Here is a 22,802-nt window from a genome sequence, read left to right on the forward strand (position 1 = left end):
TACGAAACGTTAGGCACAATTAGAACAGCGAAAACCATCTAACTTAAAAAAATAAAACCAATAATGAAAAATCTTAAATTAACAAGTACCGTAATTGCATTAATTCTAACATTTAATTTAATAGCACAAACAGCACCAAAAGGAAAAAAAACGTTAGAAGTAAAAGAAAATTATGAAGGTGAATATATGCAAGAAGTTACTAAGGGAGACTTGTCAAAAGTTGTTATAGATGCAATGACAAATAGAGTTCCTAAAAAATTGAAAAAATATGGTTTTGAAGATATTACAATTTTAAAAATTGGTAAAGTCAAAACCCCAATTAGTTTAGCAACTAAGATGTCTAATTCTGTTGGTGGAAATAAAGGAGCAGGAAAGGCTCAATTGGAATTAGCAAAAACTTCGGGAGAAATAGAACGAGCAGTAGACAAGATGTATACCGAGGAAACTGATATAGACTGGAAGTTTCAAGTTAATTTTACTGACAATAAAACTGGGAAAGAATTCAGAGTCCGATTGAGCACAATGTCTTATGCACCAAAATATATTATCAAAGAAAGTGCAACCGTAATAAATTTGAGGAAATAAAACAGCTAACAACACCGCATATAATCAATTGCTAGTGCAAGCCTACTTTCGAAAATCCTCGCTGACTTTCTATCTAAAGATATTTAATACAAACTAAATAAACTCGTTATCAACCGTTAAAACAAAAACATGAAAATCAATTTTTTAATTATTTTTTCAATCCTATCAGTTTTATTTTCTTGCAGCTCTGATAGTGTTGAACCTAGTGAAAATGTCAATTTAGATCCAACAGTTTTTAATGTAACTTTAGAACAAGTTACAGATGTTAGTGCAACAATACAATGGTCTGTTTCTAATGACCCTGAAAACCAAACTATAACTTATGACATATATTTAAATAGTAATCTTATTTACGCCAATTCAAACAATTTAAATTATACATTTGAAAACCTTACAAACGAAACAAACTACTCTGGAAAAGTGGTAGCTTCAGATGGAGTGAATAGTACAATTGTTAACTTTTCTTTTAAAACACAACCTTTTATTCCTTTAGTATTTAATGGATCTGTTGTTCTTTCTACACAACAAGAAGTGAACGACTTTGGCAACAATCACTACAATATTATTAACGGAAACTTATCTATACAGTCTACTACCGGCCTCACTTCAGATATTTCAGACTTAACCCCATTAGTAGACATTACGGAAGTAATTGGATATGTTCAAATACAACAAACATCAATACAATCATTGGAGGGACTAAATAACTTATCCGATATTAATGGCATCCTAAGAATAAATTACAATAATGCTTTACAAAACTTAAACGGTTTAGAAAGTTTGGTTTCAATAAATCAGGATTTATTGATTTATAATAATAATTTACTTGAAAATACCAATGCGATTGGAAATCTAAATAATTTCAGTGGATATATACATGTTTCTAACAATCCTAATTTGATTAATTTAACTTTTTCTGAAAATATTAAACAATTAGAAAGTATAGAAATTTTAAATAATGCCTCTTTAGAAAGAATTAGTGGTTTTAACAATATCAGCAAGATTGATGAGATCTTGTATTTAAACGATAATATATTACTCGGTAATATAGATTTTAGTAGCTTGAATGCTATTGGTAGTTCTTTTTCAATTATCAATAATCTATTAAGTGATCTCTCTGCTTTTAATAATTTATCGACTATAGGTGGCTATTTCGATATAATGAATAACAAATCTTTAACAAGCCTCAATGGGTTAAGCAATCTAACAAGTGTTAATAATACTTTTAATTTATGGAATAACGCCATGCTTTCAGATTATTGTAGTCTAACAATTATTATGCAAAATAATAGTATACCCGGTACATTTTCAACATTTGGAAATTTATTTAATCCTACTAAACAAGACATCATTAATGGAAATTGTAATTAATAAATACTAATACTGTATATAAAAAAAATGCTATTTTCAGCTTAACCAAAGCAACTATTATTATACGAACCCCCTTGCGCCCCATACAAACTAACAAAATGCAAAGAAAAATAATCACACTTTTACTTTTAGTAATATTCACAACTTTTGGATATACTCAATCTGAAAAAATCAATATTAAAACAGACCACTTAACGGAAGTGAATTACCTAAAAGCGAATGATTTTTATTTAACTCATTATCTATATATCGACTTATTTTTAAGAGAAAATCTGTTTCCCGAAGCAAATTCAGAAGATGTTTCCTCTATCCTAAAAGCTCTAAAAAAATATGTGTCCGTAGAAAACAAATTAGATATTGAAATTGAAAAACCTGGAAAAAGGAATTACTTAATCCGATTCGTAATATTAAAGAAAGATGACGGCACTGAACTTTTAATAGCTTTCACGAACTGGAGTGTAAAGGACAAAAAGTTTGAAAAAGATATTAAAATGGAAAATGATTCTTATACGAGATGGTATTTTCTAAATGGAAACAAAATGACCTACAGAAAAGATATGTCTAATCAGAATGATTACTTAAATATTAACAAGTCTGACTTGGCAAACGCTTATCTATTTGATGAACTATACGATAACGATTCTGAGGTAAAAAACACAATAGACGCATATCTAAATCAAAGTGATTTAAGTGTATCAGATAAAATTATGGCAAATTTGATTCTCTTGAAATACCAAATTTTTAAAACAGAGAATGATAATGTGACTAAACAAACTAAATACATAACGGAACTATTTGAAAAAAATAAATCTGAGTCTAACCTAAGAGGTTTACAAGCGGCTTTTGATGCAACAAAATTTCAAATAGAATTAATGAAATAAATACTGTGCGCAAAAAACATATAAAAAATTCCTGAATTTATCTTAACCAGAATTAGTCGCTTTGTTTGCTTGTTTCTAATTTTATCATTTAAAATACTTGTACACAAAACACACAACAAACCACATACAAATGCGTTTATTATAAAGCAGTATCAAGTATATAAAACCAGATTATTTACCTAAACATTAGGCCAATAATAAAGGGAATACTTGATCCAAAAAACATAACCATGAAAATATTAAACACCGTTTTAATTGCTTTAAGTCTTACTTTATTAATAAGTTGTGCCGAAAACAACAAGAAAGCTAAAAGTGAAACTACCAAACAAGAATCTATGCCAGATAATGCGCATAGACCAACACCACCTAGAGGAGAAGACCAACGCACCCCATGTGAAGCATTAAAAGAAGGCCCTACTGGTAGTAGTGAACATGGTCCAATGGACAATGCCGACGGAAATAGAGATGGCACAGTATTGCGAGAAGAACTGGAGGCTTTTATGGAAGTAGGAGAATATAGAAGAGTTACCATACTAAATTACTTTGACCAATTTGATACAGATAAAGACGGAAAACTAAGCGACACAGAGTTCGCAAAAGTTACACCCAATTTTAGTTTTAATGGTACCGATGCCAACGGAGACTGTGTAGTTACTAGAGAAGAAGTTATGGCTTATGCCAATGAGGAAGGTCGTAGTTATCGTAAAATTGGACTTGATAAATTCTTCGACTTAGTTGATACCAACAAAGACAATAAAGCAACCCCTGAAGAAATAGAAGCCGCACACCAAAGCGGACTTCTTGCACGATTTTAAGCAATACACCTAAAGCAAGTAGCCTAATAAAAAAGGCGACCTTTAACATATTAAAAAAGGGCATTACACTGGCGTAATGCCCTCTTTTAATAATGGTTGTTCGCAACGCAAATCCTCGTTATAAAATACACACACATAAAAACTTACGACTAGTCTGCTCTTACCTTAGATGTTTTTTAACCCCAACAGACACAGCACTGATATAAAAAGAACGCAATACCCAAAAACGCACAAAAATAGTTATGTGAACCTTTACCAATATGCACAGGTTTTGACACCCCGTTTTGACACACCGTGACACAAATTGACACACCATGAACGGTTAAGCACACACTTGAACGTTCTTGATACAAAACAGGTATTTTCTAGGGGTTTTGTTCGAGTCTTGTTCGAGTCTCCTTCGGGAACGCTTCGAGTGTATAATTTAAAAATGGAACGTTTTACAAGAGAAATACAAACTAGCCCCAAATAACACAAGATATGCACATTTTTCTGGCGGCTAAAAAAAATTAGAAATGCATGTTTTTATTAAAAAAAAAATCGGAAAGTTAATAGACGTTATGTGTTGTACCGTTTCAACTTATTTAAACTAAAACGCTGTCTTTTTTATGGTTGCCCCCCCTATTCTTGTATTAATATAAAACATTATATTTATTCTTCTAAATAAATAATATCCAATTATTTTATCGAGATAACCCTATTTTTATTTTGGATAAAAGGAGTTGTAGTGCATTTAAGGATACCGAACAACCATTGAACAAAAAAATTATAAAATGAAAACTTACAAATCAAAATTTGGATATGAAATAATAGTATTTCTTACACTATTATTCGGATCAATTATTGGATTTATGCTTTATAAAAATGAACCATTGAAAGCAATAGTTTCGGTTGGCGGAATCTTTTCATTGGTTTACGGACTTTGCTTATATCTAAACTTTTCGACTGAATACACAATTAGCAACAATCATATATTAAAAGTAAAATGTGGATTTTTTTATAACAAATCGTTCGATATTAATAAAATAAAATCAATAGCAAAAAGTAATAATTTGATTTCATCTCCTGCCCCATCATTGGACAGAATTAAGTTGACTTATAGGAATTTTGACTTGATTGTAATCTCACCTAAAGACAAAATTAGGTTTGCGAGGGAATTGACCAAGTTGAATCCCGAAATTGAAAATAAATTGACTGAATAAAAAACATCGCGAATAAAATATGATATTATCGTCACTATTAATTATTACAGGGTTTACAAGCCTAATATTTGGCGCGAATTGGCTTGTTGACGGAGCTTCTTCATTGGCGAAAAAAAATAACGTTTCCGATTTAGTAATTGGATTGACAATTGTAGCATTTGGAACTTCCGCACCTGAATTAGTTGTGAATTCAGTAGCTTCATTTAACGGACTTTCCGACATTGTTTTTGGAAATATTATTGGAAGCAATAATTTTAACTTGTATATAATTCTTGGAATAGCAGGTTTAATTTATCCAATTACGGTTCAGTCTTCAACAGCTTGGAGAGAAATACCTATCTCATTAATTGTAGCAATATTATTGTTTGTAATTGCCAACGATTTTTTTATTAATCAGAGTCCTGAAATTTCAAGAGTTGATGGAATGATATTATTGGTAGGGTTTATTTGCTTTATTTATTACGTTTTTAGTCAGTTAAAACAAGAAAAAATTGAAGCCATTACTTATGAAGATAAATCAAATTACAAAATTTGGGGATTAGTAACATTGGGAATTGCTGGACTTATAATTGGCGGAAAATTAGTTGTCGATAATAGTATAGATATTGCAACTGAATTAGGAGTTAGTCAAAAAATAATTGGTTTAACCATAATTGCGGCAGGAACATCACTTCCAGAATTAGTAACTTCAATTGTTGCTGCCTTAAAAAAGAATAGCGATATAGCAATTGGAAACGTGATTGGCTCAAACATTTTTAATGTACTGTTAATACTTTCAATTAGCTCATTTATAAATCCTATAAAGTATAATTCAAATTTTAACCAAGATTTATTAATCTTAATTGGCGGAACCGTTTTTCTAATAATTGCAATGTTTACTGGACAAAGAAAAAAATTTGATAGATGGGAAGCATTAATTTTGTTAAGTTTTTATCTGATTTATACGACCTATTTAGTAACGAAAGAAATATAAACAACACACCACAACATTATATAAAAATAATGTTTAGTTTAGTATTTAATCAAAGGTGAGTGCACTTTTATTACGTCTGATTTTCCTGCGGAAAATCCTCGCACACAAAACTGTTAGCTGTAATAAACCAAATCTAGCATGAATAAAAGAATGAACGAAGATTTTAAAATTTTGGAATAAACATGCGAGTGATTTAAGAATTACTCAAAGTGTTGATTTCAATTTGTTCGAATAAATTACTACAGCTAACACCTCATAAAACTTATTATTACCTCTAGCCTACTTGCTAAAATCCTATCGGATTTTCTGTCTGGTTTTTATTTACTAAATTGGGTGCTTAAATACGCCACTAATCACCAAAAAAACCGTTAGCATTAATCGTGGCTAAAATTAAAAATGAGAATTATGAGTAATTTAAAAAACATTAAATCGGCAATTGAAAATTATGCAAATGATTCAAATTTGACTGAATTACAAATCATTGAGAAATTAGAAAATCATTACTTTAATAAAAAAGTAAACGAAAATTTAAGGCTGTATAAAAAAGGAAAGAAAAAAGTTAGCGATATAACTAAAGACTTAAAAATCTCGCCACGAAAATTTTACGCAATTTTAGAGAAAAAGAAAATAGAACATAAAAAATACAAAAAGAGTGATTTAAAATAACGTCTAACTTAACGTTTAGCTTGTATAATACATAGGTTTCATCATTTATTTTTTTTTGATTGAAACAGGCAAAATCTTGGCGCCTCATTGTTATTAAAAAAACGCATATAAATATTTTCAACCCTGATTACACCCCAAAAAACAGGAATACACAAGTTGTATATTAGCCAATTACAACTGGGGGGTTTATGGTACAATCAGAATTCTTTTTCGGTCCCATTTGCAGAACATTTAATGAAAACCCTGAAAGTTCACGACATTATAAAGCTATTATATATTCTATTTGAAACCTATATTAAATCGATGACATTTAAATATTTAACATACCATTATGGCAGTTATACTGCTTTTAAAAGATGGTTGTATTAAAAACTAATGCAACTACATTGAATAACAAACAACTTATAATCAAAATATTAAAAACATGAAAACTCGCATACACTTACTATTTTTTATAATTTCTTTTTTTGTATCCCACACGGCTGTTACACAAGAAAATTTAGAAAAAACCAAAATAGTAACCACAGTATTTGATGCACTAAAAAAACAAGACGAAAAGAAATTTTTAAAGAGCTTACCAACTAAAGGAGACATTAAATATCTTATTCCCATAGCACAAGAAGCACAACCTAACGAAAACATTCCAGAAGCAGATTCGATAATTGCCAAATTTAAAATAAAAGCCATCGAAAATTTTAGAAAAGTAATTAAAAAAGGAACTGCTTTTGGTGTGCTGTGGGAAGATATCGTATTACAGAACGTAAAATATGAGGCTAACCCTGATCTTAATGTAAACATAGAGCGTGGCAACTTTATCATGGAGTGCACGAGCTACGATAAACGTTTTCTAATTACAATGAAAAAATCTTCTAAAATACGTGGCACTTGGCGATTAATGAATACCATAAAATTTACGCTTTTGTAATACGCTTTTATACCAGCCTTAGCAAAACAAATTATAAATGTTCTGAGTTTTTTATATATAACAACTTAAAAAAATCAGATATCAGGAAACACGACTTGATTATCGATTATATTTGTTCAGTATAACACGTTACCCATACTAAAATTAACAATCACACATCGTTTTATTTATTACTGATACAAACACAATGATTATAGATCAAGATCAAAAATTTAAAGACGTACTTTCTAAAATAGAAGGCACAGTTAGTGAACAATGTTTTTTTAATACGTTCTTAGAATTGTATCCAGAAGTTTGGAAAAAACATAAAATCACGTTTTCAAAATTTAGCAGAAGCAAACAATTTGGACAAACCATTCCGTTACCAAAACCGGAAGTCTCTTTACGAAAAGAAATTAGACTATGGCTACAAAAAAACTATTATAGATCTTAAAGTCTATTCAAAGAAAAGTAATTAAAACATTCCAATTATTAGGATAACCAAATCTTCTTATATTCTAATATAGAAACTAAATAAATTTGTCCAATCGATACTCTGAACCAAATTGATTAAAAATCATGACTTACCAACCAATAGAGTTTATTAGTCATTTACTTAAAGGCTATATTTAACTATGGCATATTTAAAGACGAGACAAAAAATCATGACCGTTTTTAAACACCACACGACTTAAAACCATTACACACACCTGTATATCAACACTTAACCCTATATAAAAACGTTTAAAACACAACACATTATATAAAAAATTGTTATTTTTAGCTTAACCAATGTAAGTTGTTTTATTTGCTAACGCAGTTCGTTGCGGTCTTGTTCTTCGAGAAAAACTCTCGTACACAAACTCGGTACTTTTTAAAGACTAAAACAGTGGTATACTATAAAAAACATAAACGGCATGTTTTATAATGGAGCTAATTGTGATATCTATATTGGTAAAGGAGCAGGAAAAAAACTCTTAGCGGATATTAGAAATGCAAGAAAATCTATTAAAATCGTATCTCCATATTTATCTCCTCTTTTAATCACAGAATTAATAAAATTAAAAAAAAGGAACTTAGAAGTTGAGTTAATAACTACAGACAATATTGAAGACTTTAATGAAAGTTATAAAAAAAACATTCACAAACTAATTAAACAAAATATAGAAACAGACTATATTGCTGTTAAAAAACGTCAAAAATGGAAAGACCTTACTGAAATTTTAACATATATTGAACTAGGGCTTTTAACACTATTAACAGGTATAATATATTACATTAAAGACGTTAAAGTTGCTTTTGGACTACTACCTATTGTCATTATTTTTTTAATTATAAAGCGCTATAAAAACAAGATTAAGCATATTCGAATTTATACATATTGGTATTCTCAATTATTCCCTTTTAAAGTCTATATGTCTCCTAACAAAACAAAATTAAGTAACACTTTTATACATAGTAAGATTTATTTAATAGACGACAAAATAGCATATATGGGATCTTTAAATTTTACTTCAAGTGGAACAAAACATAATTATGAAACGAGAATACGCACAGAAGATTTAAACGCAATAAAAGAAATTAAATATGAAATTTACCAACTCATGAATCATGCTCATTTACCAGAAAGAGATCTTCAGCGTTGGGGAAAACAATTATATCAAGAACCCATTAATTAAAAGAATACTGCTAACAATGTTTACATTATTACTCTATAAATAGCCTACCTTCTTAGACATATATGTTGTAATAAATTTGACTAAAACGATATGAAGTACAATGTAATTATTTTAATTTCTATTTAGATATTGTATTAAAATAATCCTGTATATCTGATAAAAAAGACAGACTTGTCTGTTTTGTAAAATATTTTAATATATTTGCATCATGAAACACGCCGATGTAAAACATAGAATTACAGAAACTGCCTCTTATTTATTTTATAAAAATGGGTATAATTCTACAGGTATCAATCAAATTATTGCAGAAGCAGGAATTGCAAAGGCGACCCTTTACAATCATTTTAAATCCAAAGAAGAGATTTGTCTGGCGTATCTTCAACATAAAAACATCAATTTTCTAGAGGATTTTGAAAATTTCACAACGTCAAAACCAAAAGGAAAAGATCAAATATTAGCCATTTTTGATTTTCTTAAATTGTTTTATCAAGATAAAGATTTTAATGGCTGTTGGTGTATTAAAACCGTTTCAGAAATTCCAAAAGAAAACGAGATCATAAGAAACGAAATTCAATCTCAAAAAAACGATTTTATTGCGCTTATCGCCAAACTTATTACCAATAATTTAGAGACTATTAAAAGTGAGCAAGTAAATTCCCTTGCAAGACAAATATACTTACTCTACGAAAGTGCTGTTGGCGAAAGCCACTTACACCAAGAAGATTGGCCTATTCTAGAATCAAAAAATTTATGTGAAAAAATAATCACTTAAAAAAATTTGCACAAACACAGACAGACTGGTCTGTCTGTAATACACAATTAAAATAAATACAATGAAAGAATTTGAAAACAAAGTAGCCTTAGTAATTGGAGGAACAAGCGGCATAGGTAATGCCACAACAAATGCCTTATTAGAAGGTGGAGCAACCGTACATGTAGTGGGTAGAAATACTGATAAAATTGCCGATGCACCAAACTTGGTTAAACACACAGCAAACATCTCTAATACCATTGAAGTGGATGCTTTAATCGCTAAAATTGATGCTTTAAATAACTTAGATTATTTGGTAAATGCTTCTGGAATTTTTGGTCCAAAACCGTTTTTAGACCATACTATGGAAGACTATAATTCGTATTTAGATTTAAATAGAGGCTTCTTTTTTATCACACAAAGCGCGGCTAGAAAGATGAAAGCAACTCAAGGTGGAGCTATTGTAAATGTTGGATCTATGTGGGCAAAACAAGCCATAAAAGCAACACCTTCTACAGCGTATTCTATGCAAAAAGCAGGTTTACATTCGCTAACACAACATTTGGCTATGGAATTAGCTGAAGACAACATTCGTGTAAACGCGGTCTCTCCTGCCCTAGTAAACACGCCTGTTTATCATGGTGTTTTTGGTAGCGAAGAAGCGGCTAAAGAAGCGCTGGTTGGCTTTAACGGTTTTCATCCTATAGGTCGTTTTGGTGAGTCTGAAGATATTGCCAATAGTATTGTCTTTTTATTATCAGACAAAGCGGCTTGGGTTACAGGTGCTATTTGGGATACCGATGGTGGTGTTATGGCTGGTAGAAATTAATAAAAAAACAAAAAGTCTTAGTGAATATAAAGAGTCACTAAGACTTTTTTATAACTACGTATTGTCTAGCAGTACACTAATTTAAAATTAAGAATATGAAAAATATAATCGTAGCATTAAGTGTTGTTTTTCTTTTTATGTCTTGTAAAGAGAAGGTAAAAACAGAAACGGATCGTATATCTAAAACTACAACATCCAAGATTACAAGTGAAAAATCAACATTAAAATATAAAACATTAGCTGTAAACGGTGTAAACATAGCTTATAGAGAAGCTGGTAATCCGGAGCATCCAACTATAGTACTGCTACATGGTTTTCCGGCATCATCGTATCAATATCGAAAAGTGCTAGCGCAACTCGCTGATGAGTTTCATTTAATTGCGCCTGACTATCCTGGTTTTGGTAATAGTGATTTTCCGAGTTCTGAAACGTTTAGGTATACGTTTGATAATATGGCAACTACTATGGATTCGTTTTTAGAACAAAAGGGGATTAATTCTTATGCGATAATGATTCAAGATTATGGCGCACCTATTGGTTTTAGATTAGCAACAGCTCACCCCGAACGCATAACAGCCATCATCAACCAAAATGGAAATGCTTACGAAGAAGGTTTAGGAGAAGCTTGGGCTGGAATAAGAGCACTTTGGAAAGATAGAACCAAAGAAACGGAAGACGCTTTGTTATCTGCATTTTCTTTAGAAGGTTTAAAATGGCAATACACTCACGGCGTTAGAGATATAGAAACAGTAGATCCAGACACTTATAATTTAGATTTCTTAAGACTGTCTAGACCAAACGCACATGCTGTAAATTTAGATTTGTTTTACGACTACCAAAATAACGTAAAACTATACCCAAAATGGCAACAGTATTTAAGAGACCACCAACCTCCATTACTAATTGTTTGGGGTAAAAATGATGCTTTTTTCCCTGAAAGTGGTGCCGAAGCGTTTAAAAAAGATGTCAAAAACATAGACTATAATATCTACGATACCGGACATTTTGCTTTAGAAGAAGATGGTGATGTTATTATTGAAAAAATAAGAAGTTTCATGAGAAAGCAACACAAATAATCACGTCTAAATTAAGAACAACTTTGAATTTAAAACACAGCAATGAAACAATTAGTCCTCATTTTCCTTATTGCACTATCTTTATTGGCTTGTAATAATGTAACAAAAGCGCCTTCTGAAGCCCACAACAATAATGCGTTTTTTTTACCACCGCCAACCACTTATAATTATACTGCTATTGACAGTGTAAAACTGTTTTACAGAGAGGCCGGAAATAGAAACAACCCAACAATTGTATTACTGCATGGTTATCCGTCGTCTTCACATTCATACAGAAACCTAATCCCTATGTTGGCTACGCATTACCATGTAATTGCACCAGACAATTTAGGGTCTGGTTACAGCACACATTTAGACCCAACAACAACAAAGTACACTTTTGATATGTTGGCAGATTATACAGAAAAGCTCATTAACACCCTACAAATTAAGAATTATGTTATGTACATGCAAGATTTTGGTGCTCCTGTTGGATATCGCATAATGATGAAAAACCCAAAACGTATTCAAGCTTTAATTGTACAGAATGCCAATGCCTATTTAGATGGATTAACCCCAAAACGACAAAACTTTTTTAGAACCGCGCAAACAGATACCTCACAAGAAAAGCACGATTTTTTATATGGCTTAACCAGTAAAGATGCGATAATTAATAAACAATATGTATTTGATTTAGATAGTACAAATATCAACATTCAAAGTCCGGATGCGTGGACGCACGATTTGGCATTTCTAAGGTCTAAAAAAGACCGAGACATTCAAGTACAGCTTTTTAAAGATTATAATACCAATATAATACGTTATCCAAAATGGCAACACATGCTGAAAGACAACCAACCTAAAACATTAATAGTTTGGGGTAAAAAAGATTTAAAATTTAACTACAAAGGTGCAGAAGCTTATTTAAGAGATTTACCAAATGCTGAGTTGCATTTACTAGATGCGGGACATTTTGCAGCTGAAGAAAAAACAAGAGATATCGCTAAGCTTATTTTAGAGTTTTTATCTAAAAACGGAATAGAATAATGCACTATAAACAATTATTTGGAAGCATCTTGCGTAGCATCATCCAATAAAAACAGATTAAACACGATGGTTTATAATTTCATAAAAAAACAATTAAATAAAAAACGCTAGATTACACTCTAAAAACACCATGCAGCACATCTCAATAAAATTATCCGTATTATTAATCTTATTTTTCACGATATCAAGTTGTAAACAATCTGAAGAAAAGGACCATTCTGAAAAAAGAATAAAAAATGAAGTTTTAGTTTTAGGAACAATCCACGGAGGTCACCTTACCGATAGTGTTTATAATACAGACTATTTAAAAAAGTTAATTATACAAATACATCCAGATTATATATTAACCGAGATTCCACCAAAACTTTTTAAAACAGCTATGGATGGGTTTAAGAGAGACGATAGTATTTCTGAACCTCGTACCATGCGTTTTCCTGAATATGTAGATGTTGTGTTTCCATTATCAAAGCAAATGGATTTTGAAATTATTCCAACAGCTGGATGGACAAAATCTATGGCAACTCAGCGTGGAAAACAATTAAGAGCTATTCGTCAAGATTCATCTAGAATAAATGATTGGACTGAATATATAAAAGGAAATAAACTTTCAGATTCATTATATAAAGCTAGTGGAAAAGTAAACGATCCTTATTTTATACATACCAATAAATATGATAGCATTCAAGATTTAGGATTACAGCCTTATAATAAATTATTTAATGACGAACTTGGTCTTGGAGGTTGGGAAAATATTAATATCGCACATTATTGGAATATTGAAAAAGCATTAGAAAAATACCGTTATCAAGGAAAGCGAATACTAATTACTTATGGCGCTGGACATAAAGGTTGGTTTTTAAGGGAATTACGTAAACGTGATGATATTGAATTATTAGAGATGAAACCCTTTTTAGATGCAATCTAATCTCCCCTTTAAATATAAAACGTATGTTTAAAAGCTGTCTTTATTAAAACAAAGAGTCTGATTTTCTTACAAAAATAATATTTATTAAAGACAAAAATATTGTAATAAAAGAGTATTACAAGAACTAAAACTATTACCTACACCATATATAATTAATGGCTTACTTCTAGCCTATTTACAAAATTATAATATATTTTATATTCAATTTGTTTGTGTTATATTAAACACTAAAACACCACAAAATCACAGATAAACACATTAACATATATACCGTAAGATCTTTATAAATCTTACGGTATTATTATTTAAACAATCTAAATATCAGAATTTTACGGAAAAACCGTAATTATAATTCTTAATAAAGTAATATATTTATTGTATTAACAATATCCCTTTATTTACTCCGGATATAAGGATCTTTAGTTTTGATAAAAGGAGTTGTAGCAAATACGAAAATGAACAGTACATATCATAAAATTATAGCATTTGGAATTTTAATTTTGGTTTTTACGACCTGTAAAGCACAAACAAATGAAAGTCCTAATCCGAAAATAAACTCTGAAAATTATTACGAATATTTTCACTCTGGCGGAACAACAAAAACGACAACGAATTGGTTACGAAGACACGAAGCTGTTCCAATTATTATTGACGAATTGGAAAAACTCGGATTTGAAACAAAACAATATATATTATTCGAATTGGAAAACGAAGAAGAAATAATACTTGATGTTTATAATCGTGAAAAGAACTTTGGTGTAGTTTTCAATACTGGACACTTTGCTTTTCCGAATAAAACTCAAAGAAATAGTCGGATTTATAATCAAGACAAGTTCAAAATATCAGGAAGTTTAGGTCGGAGAAAAGTTTATAAAGAATTACCAAAAAACATTATTGTTCATCAAGAAACTTGGTATTGGTATCAAACTCAAAGTAGTCCGAATGACAAACTGCTGAATAAGAAAACGGCTGAAAATATTTTACGAGAAGATATCAGAAAACAATTAGCTGAATTGAGAAACTAAAAAAGTACTTGCTACAACACCGTATAAAAATAATGCTTAGTTTAGTGCTTAATCAAGAGTCCGTGCACCTTTGTTACGTCTGATTTTCCTGCGGAAAATCCTCGCACACAAAACCGCACTATTCTTATACATAAACGTTGCCAGTAATTAAAAAAAATAGCGGAAACCTATTTTAATTTGAACAAATAGCAACAAGTTTAACCCAAATTGAATTAAAAAGGAAAATAGAATTTAAACGAAAAATGACTTTAAAAAATAAGATATTACTCAACAAATTCCTTTTACCTTCAATATTCTTGATAATTCTAATAATCTATGTGTTGAAAAACTCTTTAGAATTCGGATTCATAATTTATTACCTAATCTTATGGATAATAGTTTCTTTATTCATTATTTATAAATCGAAAAACCATTTGATTGAATATAATACTGAACAGAATAAATTGAAAATTAAATATTACGCAGGAATTAATAAAACGACTGAAAAAATAATCCAAATAGATAAAATAGTTAAAACTAAACTGGATACGAGGATTTTTGATTTTGGTTTTGACTTGTTATCAATTAAATATATAGATGACCAAGAATTGTACAACCTTTTAGATTTGAGGATTAGAAATAAAAAAGATTGGATAAAAATATTATCTTTAATCGAAGTAAATGATGACATTGAAAAAGACAATATGAAATAAAAACTACTGGCAACACCGTATATAATTTATTGCTAGTTCTAGCCTACTTACGAAAATCTTTGCGGATTTTCTATTCGGTTTTTATTTGTTAACTTAGTTGGCTTAACCACGCAACAAACCATATACAAACACGTCAGACTGTCTAATAACTATTTAAGTTTTTAGTGCTATTTAGAAACAGTTATAAAGTAATTTTCAGGTAGTTTTTGTATCTTTTAGTTATGAAATTCATACTTGGAAAAGACCGAAAACAGACCTGCCTTTTTCCTGTTTCTCTTGAAGATTCTATAGAATCTGAGAACAGCGTAAGGTCTATAGATCAATTTGTAGATTCACTTAATCTCGCAGAACTCGGATTCCGTTCAGACTTTATAGAAAACGGCCCTCCTGCTTATAATCCATCTGTCCTTCTCAAACTTTACATATACGGATACATGAACCGTATTCATTCTTCTCGACAATTAGAAAAAGAATGCAGGCGTAACATTGAAGTGATGTGGTTGCTTGAATCGCTAGCTCCAGATCATAACACCATTAGTAACTTCAGAAAAGATAATGGAAAGGCTATTAAAAAAGTGTTTTTTGCTACCGTACAAATTGCACGCAATTTTGGGCTTATCGGTGCTACACTTATTGCAGGTGATAGTACTAAGTTTAGAGCGCAGAATAGTAAAAAGAACAATTTCAATCAGAAGAAAATACAACGTCACTTAGATTACATAGACAACAAACTAGAGCAGTACAATAAAGCCCTTGAACAGAGTGATAGTAAAAATGAGAAAGAAGAAATCAAGAAGAATATTGATAAACATCAAGGTCGCAGAAATGAATATGAAAAACTAAATGCACAGCTGAATGCCTCTGGAGAACCACAAATTTCTACCTCAGACCCGGATAGCAAGCATTTGATTGTACGTAATAATATTACTGAAGTTGCTTACTGTGTACAATCTACTGTAGATGCAGATCATAATATTCCGTTCGACTACTTAGTCACCAATAAGAATGATTCCAAGGCTATGGGAGAGATGTTGCAGCGCGCTAAAACTATTTTAGGAACGAACACATTTACTGCCCTTTATGACAAAGGATATCATACAGGGAGTGAATTTAAAACTGCTAATCAATTAGGTATTAAAACCCTTGTCGCTATCCCTGGAATAGGAAGAGCTTCACAAGCTCCAAATCCAAATTATAACTCAGAACATTTTAAGTATAATAAAGAAAACGACACGTACACTTGCCCACAAGGAAACATACTTAAAAGTAATGGCAGCACCTATAAAGCTCGTAATTATCGTTTCAAACAATATAAAACAAACAGATGTAAAACCTGCCCAGTAAGAGCATTATGCACCACTTCTAAAGTAAATGGAAAGGTGATACAGCGCAGTGAATACCATCAGTATATTGAAGCTAATGCACAAAGCATATTGCAAAATCATAATGCTTATAAAAAAAGGCAAGCCATTGTTGAGCATCCTTACGGAACCATAAAACGTCAATGGAGTTTTGATCACATTATGACTAAGAAAACGATGCAACGCGCTAGTGCTGATGTAGGCTTTATGTTTATTGCTTATAACTTAACAAGAATTTGGAATATCATTAGAAAAGCTAAGACGTGTGCTTTTAAAGCTTACAAGTTCTTTATTACCCTTATAAAATCTATTCTAATGGGGTTTAAAGTAGTACACAAACAAAATTCAAAAAAGAAAATCTTAGCCTACAGCTAATACAAAAAACTGTATTTTAGTAGAAATATATAAAATTGCAGTCGGTTATTAGACAGACTGCCGTTAGCAGTAATCGCTCATAGACCCCAAGAAACTTCAGTACGTCGGCTAACGTAAAATAGAGTAAATTTCGGCTGAAAATATAAAGACAAAATGAGAAATTTTATTTTTTTTTTTAAACACTGATTTACAGAATAATAAATTCACGTTAGTCAGGATTAAAAAAAACTCTGAGTCCAAAAAAATATTATAAATACTAAAAACAGAATAAAAAATTTAGTTAAAAACACACTGAACAAATATGAAATCAATTTATTTTGTAATCCTTTTTTTATTTATCAATTCGGTATTATATGCTCAATTTGATATTAATGGAACAATAACATCGGACAGTACTAAGTTAGACGGAGTTAATATAACTATATTAAATTCAAAAAGAGGAACAATAACTAATAGTAAAGGGCAATTTAGGATTCAGAATATAAACCTTACAGATACAATTCGTTTTTCAATGATGGGTTATAAAAGTAAGGATACAATTTTTTCTAATGGAATTTTTAAAGACTTAAAAATTAATCTGCAGGAGTCCGTTTTCGAACTTTCAGAAGTTGAGATTACAGTATCTCATAATATTTTAGATATTATAAAAAAAGTAAATGAAAATTTAGAAAAAAACTATCCTAATAAACCCACTGCTTTTAATGCTATTTTACGTAAACAGATTGTTCAAAATGAAAATTATTTATTTTTAGGAAATGCTGAAATTTCAATTATATGTCCAGAATACCTTTCGAACGATAAAAAAAAGGTTTTTTTAAATACGATTAAACTAACAAAAAATGATTTAAAATATATAAATAGTGAAATATCTCCATCATTTCTTTTAGATTTCTCTCCAAAATTTGGGTTTATTACAGCTCCAGAATTTTTTGATTTTACTTTTTTGAAATCAATTAAATGGAATGACGACGTTTATTTGAAAATAGCATTTAAGACAAAGCAAGAATATTGGGAAGACTCTCCTTTTGATGGTGTAATTACAATCGAAAAATCATCTTATGCTATTGCAGAAATTGAGTGGAATACTCTCAAAAAAGACAAAACAAATAGAGGATATAATAAGAAAATGGGGATTTATAGAGGAACTTTTGTAACCAACCAATTTACTAATCATATTAATTATACTAAAAAAGAGGATAACAAATGGTATTTTAATTACAATCGTATTATTTGGGATGTTACTGTTAAATATAAAAAATACCCCGACGAAAATAAAAATCTCATTTTAAAATCTGATTTATATGTTCAAGAAAATACTCCATTATCAATCATCGAAAATTTACAATCAATTGATATAAATAAAGATGTATTTAATAAGCAAAAATCTTTAAATTATTCAGAATGGAAAAATTTAAACCCTATCCTACCTGATTTTTACTAAACGATGTTGAAACATTATGAAGAACAGATATTTATTAAAAATATATAGATTAAATAACTACTACCAACAAAGTACTGTGGTAAAAAACAAGTAAAAAGGCATTAATTTTCCACAAAAACACTTCTATAATTAGTATCATAGGTTAATCCTGATTTGGCTATGGCAAAAGCCTCTTTTAGTGAGGGTATTACACACGGCTATTAATGCTAATTTTTTACTCTTTTCTTTGGCAACTAATCGGTCGTATATTGCTTTGCAAGCATAGTTATATTTACAAGCATTAAAACTGCACATAAATAATAAATTCCGAAGCTTTTGATTGCCTATTTTACTGATTCGTGGGCGTCCTTTTACACGACTCCCACTTTGTCGTATTACAATTACAGGACAAGACATATCTAGAAAGTATAAACAGAAAAGAATGTAGGAAGAAAGTTCTGGATTATGTAGAAAAAGAAGATTCATCTAGGTCAATAACTTATCCGTTAGAATTAATGAAAAAAGTAGGTTTTAATAAGACTGAAATTTCACATAAGAATATGTGCTTTGGTGCTTTTGGAGGTATTAAATAAATGAATTTATTGACTTACATCAAATAATATCACTTGAGACAACATTAATTTTGCTAACACAATATTAATAATAATTTAAAATGGTACTTACAGAGTTAGACACATTACAAACAGTTGATATAGACAGTAAAAAACGCTTAGAAAATGCATTAATACATCTTAAAAATGGAAATGGTGTTATATTAATGGATGATGAAGACAGAGAAAATGAAGGGGATTTAGTATTCTCTGCCCACGCTATGACAATTAATCATATGGCACTTATGATAAGAAAATGTAGTGGTATTGTGTGCCTTTGTCTAACAAATGAAAAAGCAGATTTACTTAACTTACCTTATATGGTACAGGAAAACACCAGTAGTTTTCAAACACCTTTTACCATTTCTATAGAAGCAAAAGAAGGCGTAACTACAGGCGTTTCGGCAAAAGACAGATTAAAAACCATACAAGTAGCTTCCCACAGCCATGCAACAAGCAACGATTTAGCAAAACCAGGACATATCTTTCCGTTACGCGCTAAAAACAAAGGTGTTTTAGAAAGAAAAGGGCATACAGAAGGTAGCGTAGATTTAATGAAACTCGCAGGACTACAACCAGAAGCCGTACTGTGTGAATTAATGAACGATGACGGAACCATGGCTAAACTTGACACAATTACATCCTTTGCTCATAAGCACAATTTAAAGGTCTTATCTATACAGGATATTATTCATTATCGTAAATTTGTAAGAGACTACAAATAAATGGCAAACGATACTGAACTCACCAATTTCATAAAGAAAAATATTAATATTGAAGATGAAGATTTAAAAATCGTATTATCTTATTTTAAAACAATAAAAAAAAATAAAAATGACATTTTACTGTCTAACGGAAAAAATAGTCAGGTTAGTTATTTTGTAAAAAAAGGGTGTTTAAGACTATTTTATATAAACGAAGAAGGGAAAGACGTGACCCGTTATATTGCTTTCGAAAATCAGTTTGCAACAGAGCTTGTTAGTTTTATAACCAATGAACCGGCACAAGAAACCATACAAGTTATTGAAAATAGTGAACTGTTATACATCACTCACGACGACTTTAGACACCTTATGACCATTATTCCCAAATGGAAAGATTTTTATAGTATCTATTTAGAAAAAGCATACGTAAATAATTCTAAAAGATTAATATCGTTTACCACACTAGATGCCTCCGAACGCTATAAACAATTATTTAAAATAAATCCAAATATTGTTAAACGGCTACCTAATAAAATAGTGGCTTCATACATTAATATATCTCAAGAAACTTTAAGTAGGATAAAATCTAAAATCTAATTTTAAAATAGAAACGTAAACTCATAAACATCCATTGATATAAAATCTTATTGTAAACGAAAAAGTAATACGGTATAAAATATAAGTACAATAACGACTTAAAAAATCTCCATATTTTAATGTAAGTAGTAAATCTTCTTTTCCTAAAACTAAGCCCTGTAAACTCCTATAAAAGCATAAATAAACATATTAAAACACACATTTTAAAATACTTATAATACTTGCTTTTCTCTTTATGCATTCTAAATTATTCCCTTTTCTGGAAAACCGTAATAGTAGTTATTAATAAAGTAATATATTTATTGTATTAACAATATCCCTTTATTTACTCCGGATATAAGGATATTTAATTTTGATAAAAGGAGTTGGCAAACATTAAAAAAAATGAGAATACGATATAAAAAGAAACAAATAAAGCTGAATTTAATAATGGGAATAGTTTGGCTAATATATGGAATAGTATTAGTTATGTTCAATGAAGATTTGAATTGGTTCGAATATGGTTGGTTTGTATTTTCAGCAATTTATTTTATAATATATTTCTATCAGAAAAAGGAAAAATATTTGACTCTTGAAAACGGAATTATAAAGCAAAATTGGCCTTTTGGAAAAAAAATGAACCTAAATGAAATAAAACGAATTAGACATTTTGCTGGAGATTATATTCTGAAATCTGAAAATAAGGAACTGACAATAAATATTCAGCTAATAGATGAGGAATCACTTTTAGACTTAAAAACGGAATTGAAAAAATTGAATGCTGAATGGAATTGAATAAAAACGATTTGCCAACACCGTGTATAATTAATTGCTTTGGCAAGTGCCTATTTGGAAAATTCCTTTGGAATTTTCTCGCGTTCGTTTTTGTTTACTAAATTAGTTGCTGAAACACGCAACTAACCATACACAAAAACGTTGTAGGTAATTTACCAACCCAATAAACTGAATGGAAAAAATTCAAAATCAGAAACACTCAATAGAGACTTTTTATTACAGTTTGGCGAGAATGATTGAAAGAGCGTCTTATTATGGTTTGCGTGCTTTAGTCGTTTTATATATGACAGGAGAAATCCTGAAAATGGATACCACAGAAGCTTTAGTAATTTATGGTTGGTTTACAGGTTCACTAGTGTTTTCACAAATATTAGGTGGTTTGCTTGGTGACTTGGTCATCGGAAATAAAAAATCAATAATTATTGGTGGAGTTGTTCAAGCCTTAGGAGCTTTTACATTATGTATTCCTTCGACCTACGGGCTTTATATTGGTTTATTCCTCATTGTTTTAGGAAGTGGATTTTACACACCCAATATTATAGCAAATTATGGAAAGTCCTATTTAAATAAAACCAAACTACTGGATGCTGGATTTACAATTTTTTATCTAGCTATAAATATAGGAGCATTTCTCGGTTCTTTTTTAATTGGTTATTCTGGAGAAGAATTTGGATATAATATTGGCTTTGTAATTAGTGGTTTATTGATATTAATATCATTGATTCCAATTATAAAAACAAAAGAAAAAGAATTGCCTATAGGCGAGAAAATATCAATTGGAAAGAGAGTTTTGACTATAGCTATGGCTTTCATAATTGTCGGACTTTTTTGGGGAATTTATGAAATTTCCAATATTCGGATTTTAGACTTGCAAATTCAATTAGGTGAGAACTCAACATTAGGCATATCAAAAAGTATGTGGCAATCTTTGAATTCTGTTTTCACCTTGCCAATCAGTTTAATAGCAATTATTATTTGGACTTACTTTTATAATTCTCAATTCTTCAAATTGCTAATTGGATTTATTTTTGGTGCAGTTGCTTTCGGTATTATACTCTTTATTCCAGAAATACCAGAAGAAAAACATACGATTTACTTTATAGCATCAATGCTATTTCTAGCAATATCTGAAATTCATATTGCACCAATCATTCATTCAATTTTGACAAAGTACTCAAATCCGAAATATCTAGCCATTTTAATTAGTGTAGCTTTTGTACCAACTAAAATATTTGCCTTAATTTTTGGCATATTTCACGAGAGGATTTATGATAATCCAACTTTAGGGCTGAAATTCGGAATAATAGCAATGATTCTTATAAGTATTGGAATAATTGGATATATAATAATAGATAAAAAAAACTACCTACAACACCGTGTATAATTAATTGCTTTGGCAAGTGTTTATTTGGAAAATTCCTTCGGAATTTTCTCGGGTTCGTATTTGTTTACTAAATTAGTTGCTAAACCACGCAACCAACCATACACGTATTCCAAGATAAAATCCTAATAAAGATTTAGTTTTTTTTATGCAGCATGCTGTTGAAGAACCACATAAGG

23 protein-coding genes and 1 pseudogene are annotated in these 22,802 nt (G+C 30.1%); 23 read left to right on the plus strand and 1 reads right to left on the minus strand.

Going from position 1 to position 22,802, the window contains the following annotated elements; translation table 11 throughout:
• The first annotated feature begins 63 nt into the window (after nt 1-63).
• The 19 genes from Q1B05_RS12780 (at nt 64) to Q1B05_RS12870 (ending at nt 18,577) form a co-directional block, all read left to right on the plus strand.
• The gene (locus Q1B05_RS12780) at nt 64-585 is read left to right on the plus strand and encodes a hypothetical protein (RefSeq protein ID WP_299781261.1); all 522 of its coding nucleotides are present in this window, start codon (nt 64-66) and stop codon (nt 583-585) included.
• Between the two features lie 129 nt (nt 586-714).
• Nucleotides 715-1,956 carry a fibronectin type III domain-containing protein gene (locus Q1B05_RS12785; protein WP_299781263.1) on the plus strand — a complete coding sequence of 414 codons (1,242 nt, stop codon included), beginning with the start codon at nt 715-717 and terminating at the stop codon, nt 1,954-1,956.
• Between the two features lie 98 nt (nt 1,957-2,054).
• Nucleotides 2,055-2,837: a hypothetical protein gene (locus Q1B05_RS12790; protein WP_299781265.1), complete on the plus strand. Its 783-nt coding sequence runs from the start codon at nt 2,055-2,057 to the stop codon at nt 2,835-2,837.
• A 230-nt stretch (nt 2,838-3,067) separates the two neighbouring features.
• Nucleotides 3,068-3,652 (plus strand): hypothetical protein, encoded by a 585-nt coding sequence (locus Q1B05_RS12795; protein ID WP_299781267.1) that lies wholly within the window; start codon nt 3,068-3,070, stop codon nt 3,650-3,652.
• 773 nt (nt 3,653-4,425) lie between these two features.
• Nucleotides 4,426-4,854, plus strand: a complete 429-nt coding sequence (locus Q1B05_RS12800) for a PH domain-containing protein (protein ID WP_299781269.1) — start codon at nt 4,426-4,428, stop codon at nt 4,852-4,854.
• A gap of 19 nt (nt 4,855-4,873) precedes the next feature.
• Complete coding sequence (locus Q1B05_RS12805; protein WP_299781271.1) at nt 4,874-5,827, plus strand: calcium/sodium antiporter; 954 nt, start codon at nt 4,874-4,876, stop codon at nt 5,825-5,827.
• A gap of 405 nt (nt 5,828-6,232) precedes the next feature.
• Nucleotides 6,233-6,493, plus strand: a complete 261-nt coding sequence (locus tag Q1B05_RS12810; RefSeq protein ID WP_299781273.1) for a hypothetical protein — start codon at nt 6,233-6,235, stop codon at nt 6,491-6,493.
• A 424-nt stretch (nt 6,494-6,917) separates the two neighbouring features.
• Nucleotides 6,918-7,418, plus strand: a complete 501-nt coding sequence (locus Q1B05_RS12815; protein WP_299781275.1) for a hypothetical protein — start codon at nt 6,918-6,920, stop codon at nt 7,416-7,418.
• A 187-nt stretch (nt 7,419-7,605) separates the two neighbouring features.
• Entirely contained in the window at nt 7,606-7,851 is a 246-nt protein-coding gene (locus Q1B05_RS12820; RefSeq protein WP_299781277.1) for a hypothetical protein, read from the plus strand.
• 463 nt (nt 7,852-8,314) lie between these two features.
• Nucleotides 8,315-9,076, plus strand: a complete 762-nt coding sequence (locus Q1B05_RS12825; RefSeq protein WP_299781279.1) for a phospholipase D-like domain-containing protein — start codon at nt 8,315-8,317, stop codon at nt 9,074-9,076.
• Between the two features lie 208 nt (nt 9,077-9,284).
• Nucleotides 9,285-9,848: a TetR/AcrR family transcriptional regulator gene (locus tag Q1B05_RS12830; protein ID WP_299781281.1), complete on the plus strand. Its 564-nt coding sequence runs from the start codon at nt 9,285-9,287 to the stop codon at nt 9,846-9,848.
• A gap of 61 nt (nt 9,849-9,909) precedes the next feature.
• On the plus strand, nt 9,910-10,656 hold the full coding sequence (locus tag Q1B05_RS12835; protein WP_299781283.1) for an SDR family oxidoreductase: 747 nt from the start codon (nt 9,910-9,912) through the stop codon (nt 10,654-10,656).
• A 95-nt stretch (nt 10,657-10,751) separates the two neighbouring features.
• Nucleotides 10,752-11,732, plus strand: a complete 981-nt coding sequence (locus tag Q1B05_RS12840) for an alpha/beta hydrolase (protein ID WP_299781284.1) — start codon at nt 10,752-10,754, stop codon at nt 11,730-11,732.
• A gap of 42 nt (nt 11,733-11,774) precedes the next feature.
• Nucleotides 11,775-12,758 (plus strand): alpha/beta hydrolase, encoded by a 984-nt coding sequence (locus Q1B05_RS12845; protein ID WP_299781286.1) that lies wholly within the window; start codon nt 11,775-11,777, stop codon nt 12,756-12,758.
• 130 nt (nt 12,759-12,888) lie between these two features.
• A complete protein-coding gene (locus Q1B05_RS12850) occupies nt 12,889-13,683 on the plus strand; it encodes a hypothetical protein (RefSeq protein WP_299781288.1) in 795 nt (264 codons plus the stop codon).
• A gap of 455 nt (nt 13,684-14,138) precedes the next feature.
• On the plus strand, nt 14,139-14,708 hold the full coding sequence (locus tag Q1B05_RS12855) for a hypothetical protein (RefSeq protein ID WP_299781290.1): 570 nt from the start codon (nt 14,139-14,141) through the stop codon (nt 14,706-14,708).
• Between the two features lie 443 nt (nt 14,709-15,151).
• The gene (locus Q1B05_RS12860; RefSeq protein WP_299781292.1) at nt 15,152-15,400 is read left to right on the plus strand and encodes a hypothetical protein; all 249 of its coding nucleotides are present in this window, start codon (nt 15,152-15,154) and stop codon (nt 15,398-15,400) included.
• A gap of 221 nt (nt 15,401-15,621) precedes the next feature.
• On the plus strand, nt 15,622-17,136 hold the full coding sequence (locus Q1B05_RS12865) for an IS1182 family transposase (protein WP_299781294.1): 1,515 nt from the start codon (nt 15,622-15,624) through the stop codon (nt 17,134-17,136).
• Nucleotides 17,137-17,437: 301 nt separating this feature from the next.
• On the plus strand, nt 17,438-18,577 hold the full coding sequence (locus tag Q1B05_RS12870) for a carboxypeptidase-like regulatory domain-containing protein (protein WP_299781296.1): 1,140 nt from the start codon (nt 17,438-17,440) through the stop codon (nt 18,575-18,577).
• Between the two features lie 101 nt (nt 18,578-18,678).
• Here the strand turns inward: Q1B05_RS12870 and Q1B05_RS12875 are convergent.
• Nucleotides 18,679-18,952, minus strand: a pseudogene (locus Q1B05_RS12875) (transposase); the annotation flags it as partial.
• A gap of 277 nt (nt 18,953-19,229) precedes the next feature.
• On the opposite strand from Q1B05_RS12875, the gene ribB reads away from it, so the two are divergent.
• The 4 genes from ribB to Q1B05_RS12895 all read left to right on the plus strand — a co-directional run bounded on the left by ribB (nt 19,230) and on the right by Q1B05_RS12895 (nt 22,626).
• Complete coding sequence (gene ribB, locus Q1B05_RS12880; protein WP_299781298.1) at nt 19,230-19,892, plus strand: 3,4-dihydroxy-2-butanone-4-phosphate synthase; 663 nt, start codon at nt 19,230-19,232, stop codon at nt 19,890-19,892.
• The gene (locus Q1B05_RS12885; protein WP_299781300.1) at nt 19,893-20,468 is read left to right on the plus strand and encodes a Crp/Fnr family transcriptional regulator; all 576 of its coding nucleotides are present in this window, start codon (nt 19,893-19,895) and stop codon (nt 20,466-20,468) included.
• 384 nt (nt 20,469-20,852) lie between these two features.
• Nucleotides 20,853-21,242: a hypothetical protein gene (locus Q1B05_RS12890; protein ID WP_299781302.1), complete on the plus strand. Its 390-nt coding sequence runs from the start codon at nt 20,853-20,855 to the stop codon at nt 21,240-21,242.
• A 172-nt stretch (nt 21,243-21,414) separates the two neighbouring features.
• Nucleotides 21,415-22,626: an MFS transporter gene (locus tag Q1B05_RS12895; RefSeq protein ID WP_299781304.1), complete on the plus strand. Its 1,212-nt coding sequence runs from the start codon at nt 21,415-21,417 to the stop codon at nt 22,624-22,626.
• The last annotated feature ends 176 nt before the right edge of the window (nt 22,627-22,802 follow it).

Origin of the sequence: uncultured Formosa sp., assembly GCF_947500765.1 — a bacterium.
Taxonomy (GTDB): Bacteria; Bacteroidota; Bacteroidia; order Flavobacteriales; family Flavobacteriaceae; genus Formosa.

Excerpts from the sequence above, each read along its gene's own strand:
- Q1B05_RS12780 (WP_299781261.1), top strand. The coding sequence starts at position 64 with ATGAAAAATCTTAAATTAACAAGTACCGTAATTGCATTAATTCTAACA.
- Q1B05_RS12785 (WP_299781263.1), top strand. The coding sequence starts at position 715 with ATGAAAATCAATTTTTTAATTATTTTTTCAATCCTATCAGTTTTATTT.
- Q1B05_RS12790 (WP_299781265.1), top strand. The coding sequence starts at position 2,055 with ATGCAAAGAAAAATAATCACACTTTTACTTTTAGTAATATTCACAACT.
- Q1B05_RS12795 (WP_299781267.1), top strand. The coding sequence starts at position 3,068 with ATGAAAATATTAAACACCGTTTTAATTGCTTTAAGTCTTACTTTATTA.
- Q1B05_RS12800 (WP_299781269.1), top strand. The coding sequence starts at position 4,426 with ATGAAAACTTACAAATCAAAATTTGGATATGAAATAATAGTATTTCTT.
- Q1B05_RS12805 (WP_299781271.1), top strand. The coding sequence starts at position 4,874 with ATGATATTATCGTCACTATTAATTATTACAGGGTTTACAAGCCTAATA.
- Q1B05_RS12810 (WP_299781273.1), top strand. The coding sequence starts at position 6,233 with ATGAGTAATTTAAAAAACATTAAATCGGCAATTGAAAATTATGCAAAT.
- Q1B05_RS12815 (WP_299781275.1), top strand. The coding sequence starts at position 6,918 with ATGAAAACTCGCATACACTTACTATTTTTTATAATTTCTTTTTTTGTA.
- Q1B05_RS12820 (WP_299781277.1), top strand. The coding sequence starts at position 7,606 with ATGATTATAGATCAAGATCAAAAATTTAAAGACGTACTTTCTAAAATA.
- Q1B05_RS12825 (WP_299781279.1), top strand. The coding sequence starts at position 8,315 with ATGTTTTATAATGGAGCTAATTGTGATATCTATATTGGTAAAGGAGCA.
- Q1B05_RS12830 (WP_299781281.1), top strand. The coding sequence starts at position 9,285 with ATGAAACACGCCGATGTAAAACATAGAATTACAGAAACTGCCTCTTAT.
- Q1B05_RS12835 (WP_299781283.1), top strand. The coding sequence starts at position 9,910 with ATGAAAGAATTTGAAAACAAAGTAGCCTTAGTAATTGGAGGAACAAGC.
- Q1B05_RS12840 (WP_299781284.1), top strand. The coding sequence starts at position 10,752 with ATGAAAAATATAATCGTAGCATTAAGTGTTGTTTTTCTTTTTATGTCT.
- Q1B05_RS12845 (WP_299781286.1), top strand. The coding sequence starts at position 11,775 with ATGAAACAATTAGTCCTCATTTTCCTTATTGCACTATCTTTATTGGCT.
- Q1B05_RS12850 (WP_299781288.1), top strand. The coding sequence starts at position 12,889 with ATGCAGCACATCTCAATAAAATTATCCGTATTATTAATCTTATTTTTC.
- Q1B05_RS12855 (WP_299781290.1), top strand. The coding sequence starts at position 14,139 with ATGAACAGTACATATCATAAAATTATAGCATTTGGAATTTTAATTTTG.
- Q1B05_RS12865 (WP_299781294.1), top strand. The coding sequence starts at position 15,622 with ATGAAATTCATACTTGGAAAAGACCGAAAACAGACCTGCCTTTTTCCT.
- Q1B05_RS12870 (WP_299781296.1), top strand. The coding sequence starts at position 17,438 with ATGAAATCAATTTATTTTGTAATCCTTTTTTTATTTATCAATTCGGTA.
- ribB (WP_299781298.1), top strand. The coding sequence starts at position 19,230 with ATGGTACTTACAGAGTTAGACACATTACAAACAGTTGATATAGACAGT.
- Q1B05_RS12885 (WP_299781300.1), top strand. The coding sequence starts at position 19,893 with ATGGCAAACGATACTGAACTCACCAATTTCATAAAGAAAAATATTAAT.
- Q1B05_RS12890 (WP_299781302.1), top strand. The coding sequence starts at position 20,853 with ATGAGAATACGATATAAAAAGAAACAAATAAAGCTGAATTTAATAATG.
- Q1B05_RS12895 (WP_299781304.1), top strand. The coding sequence starts at position 21,415 with ATGGAAAAAATTCAAAATCAGAAACACTCAATAGAGACTTTTTATTAC.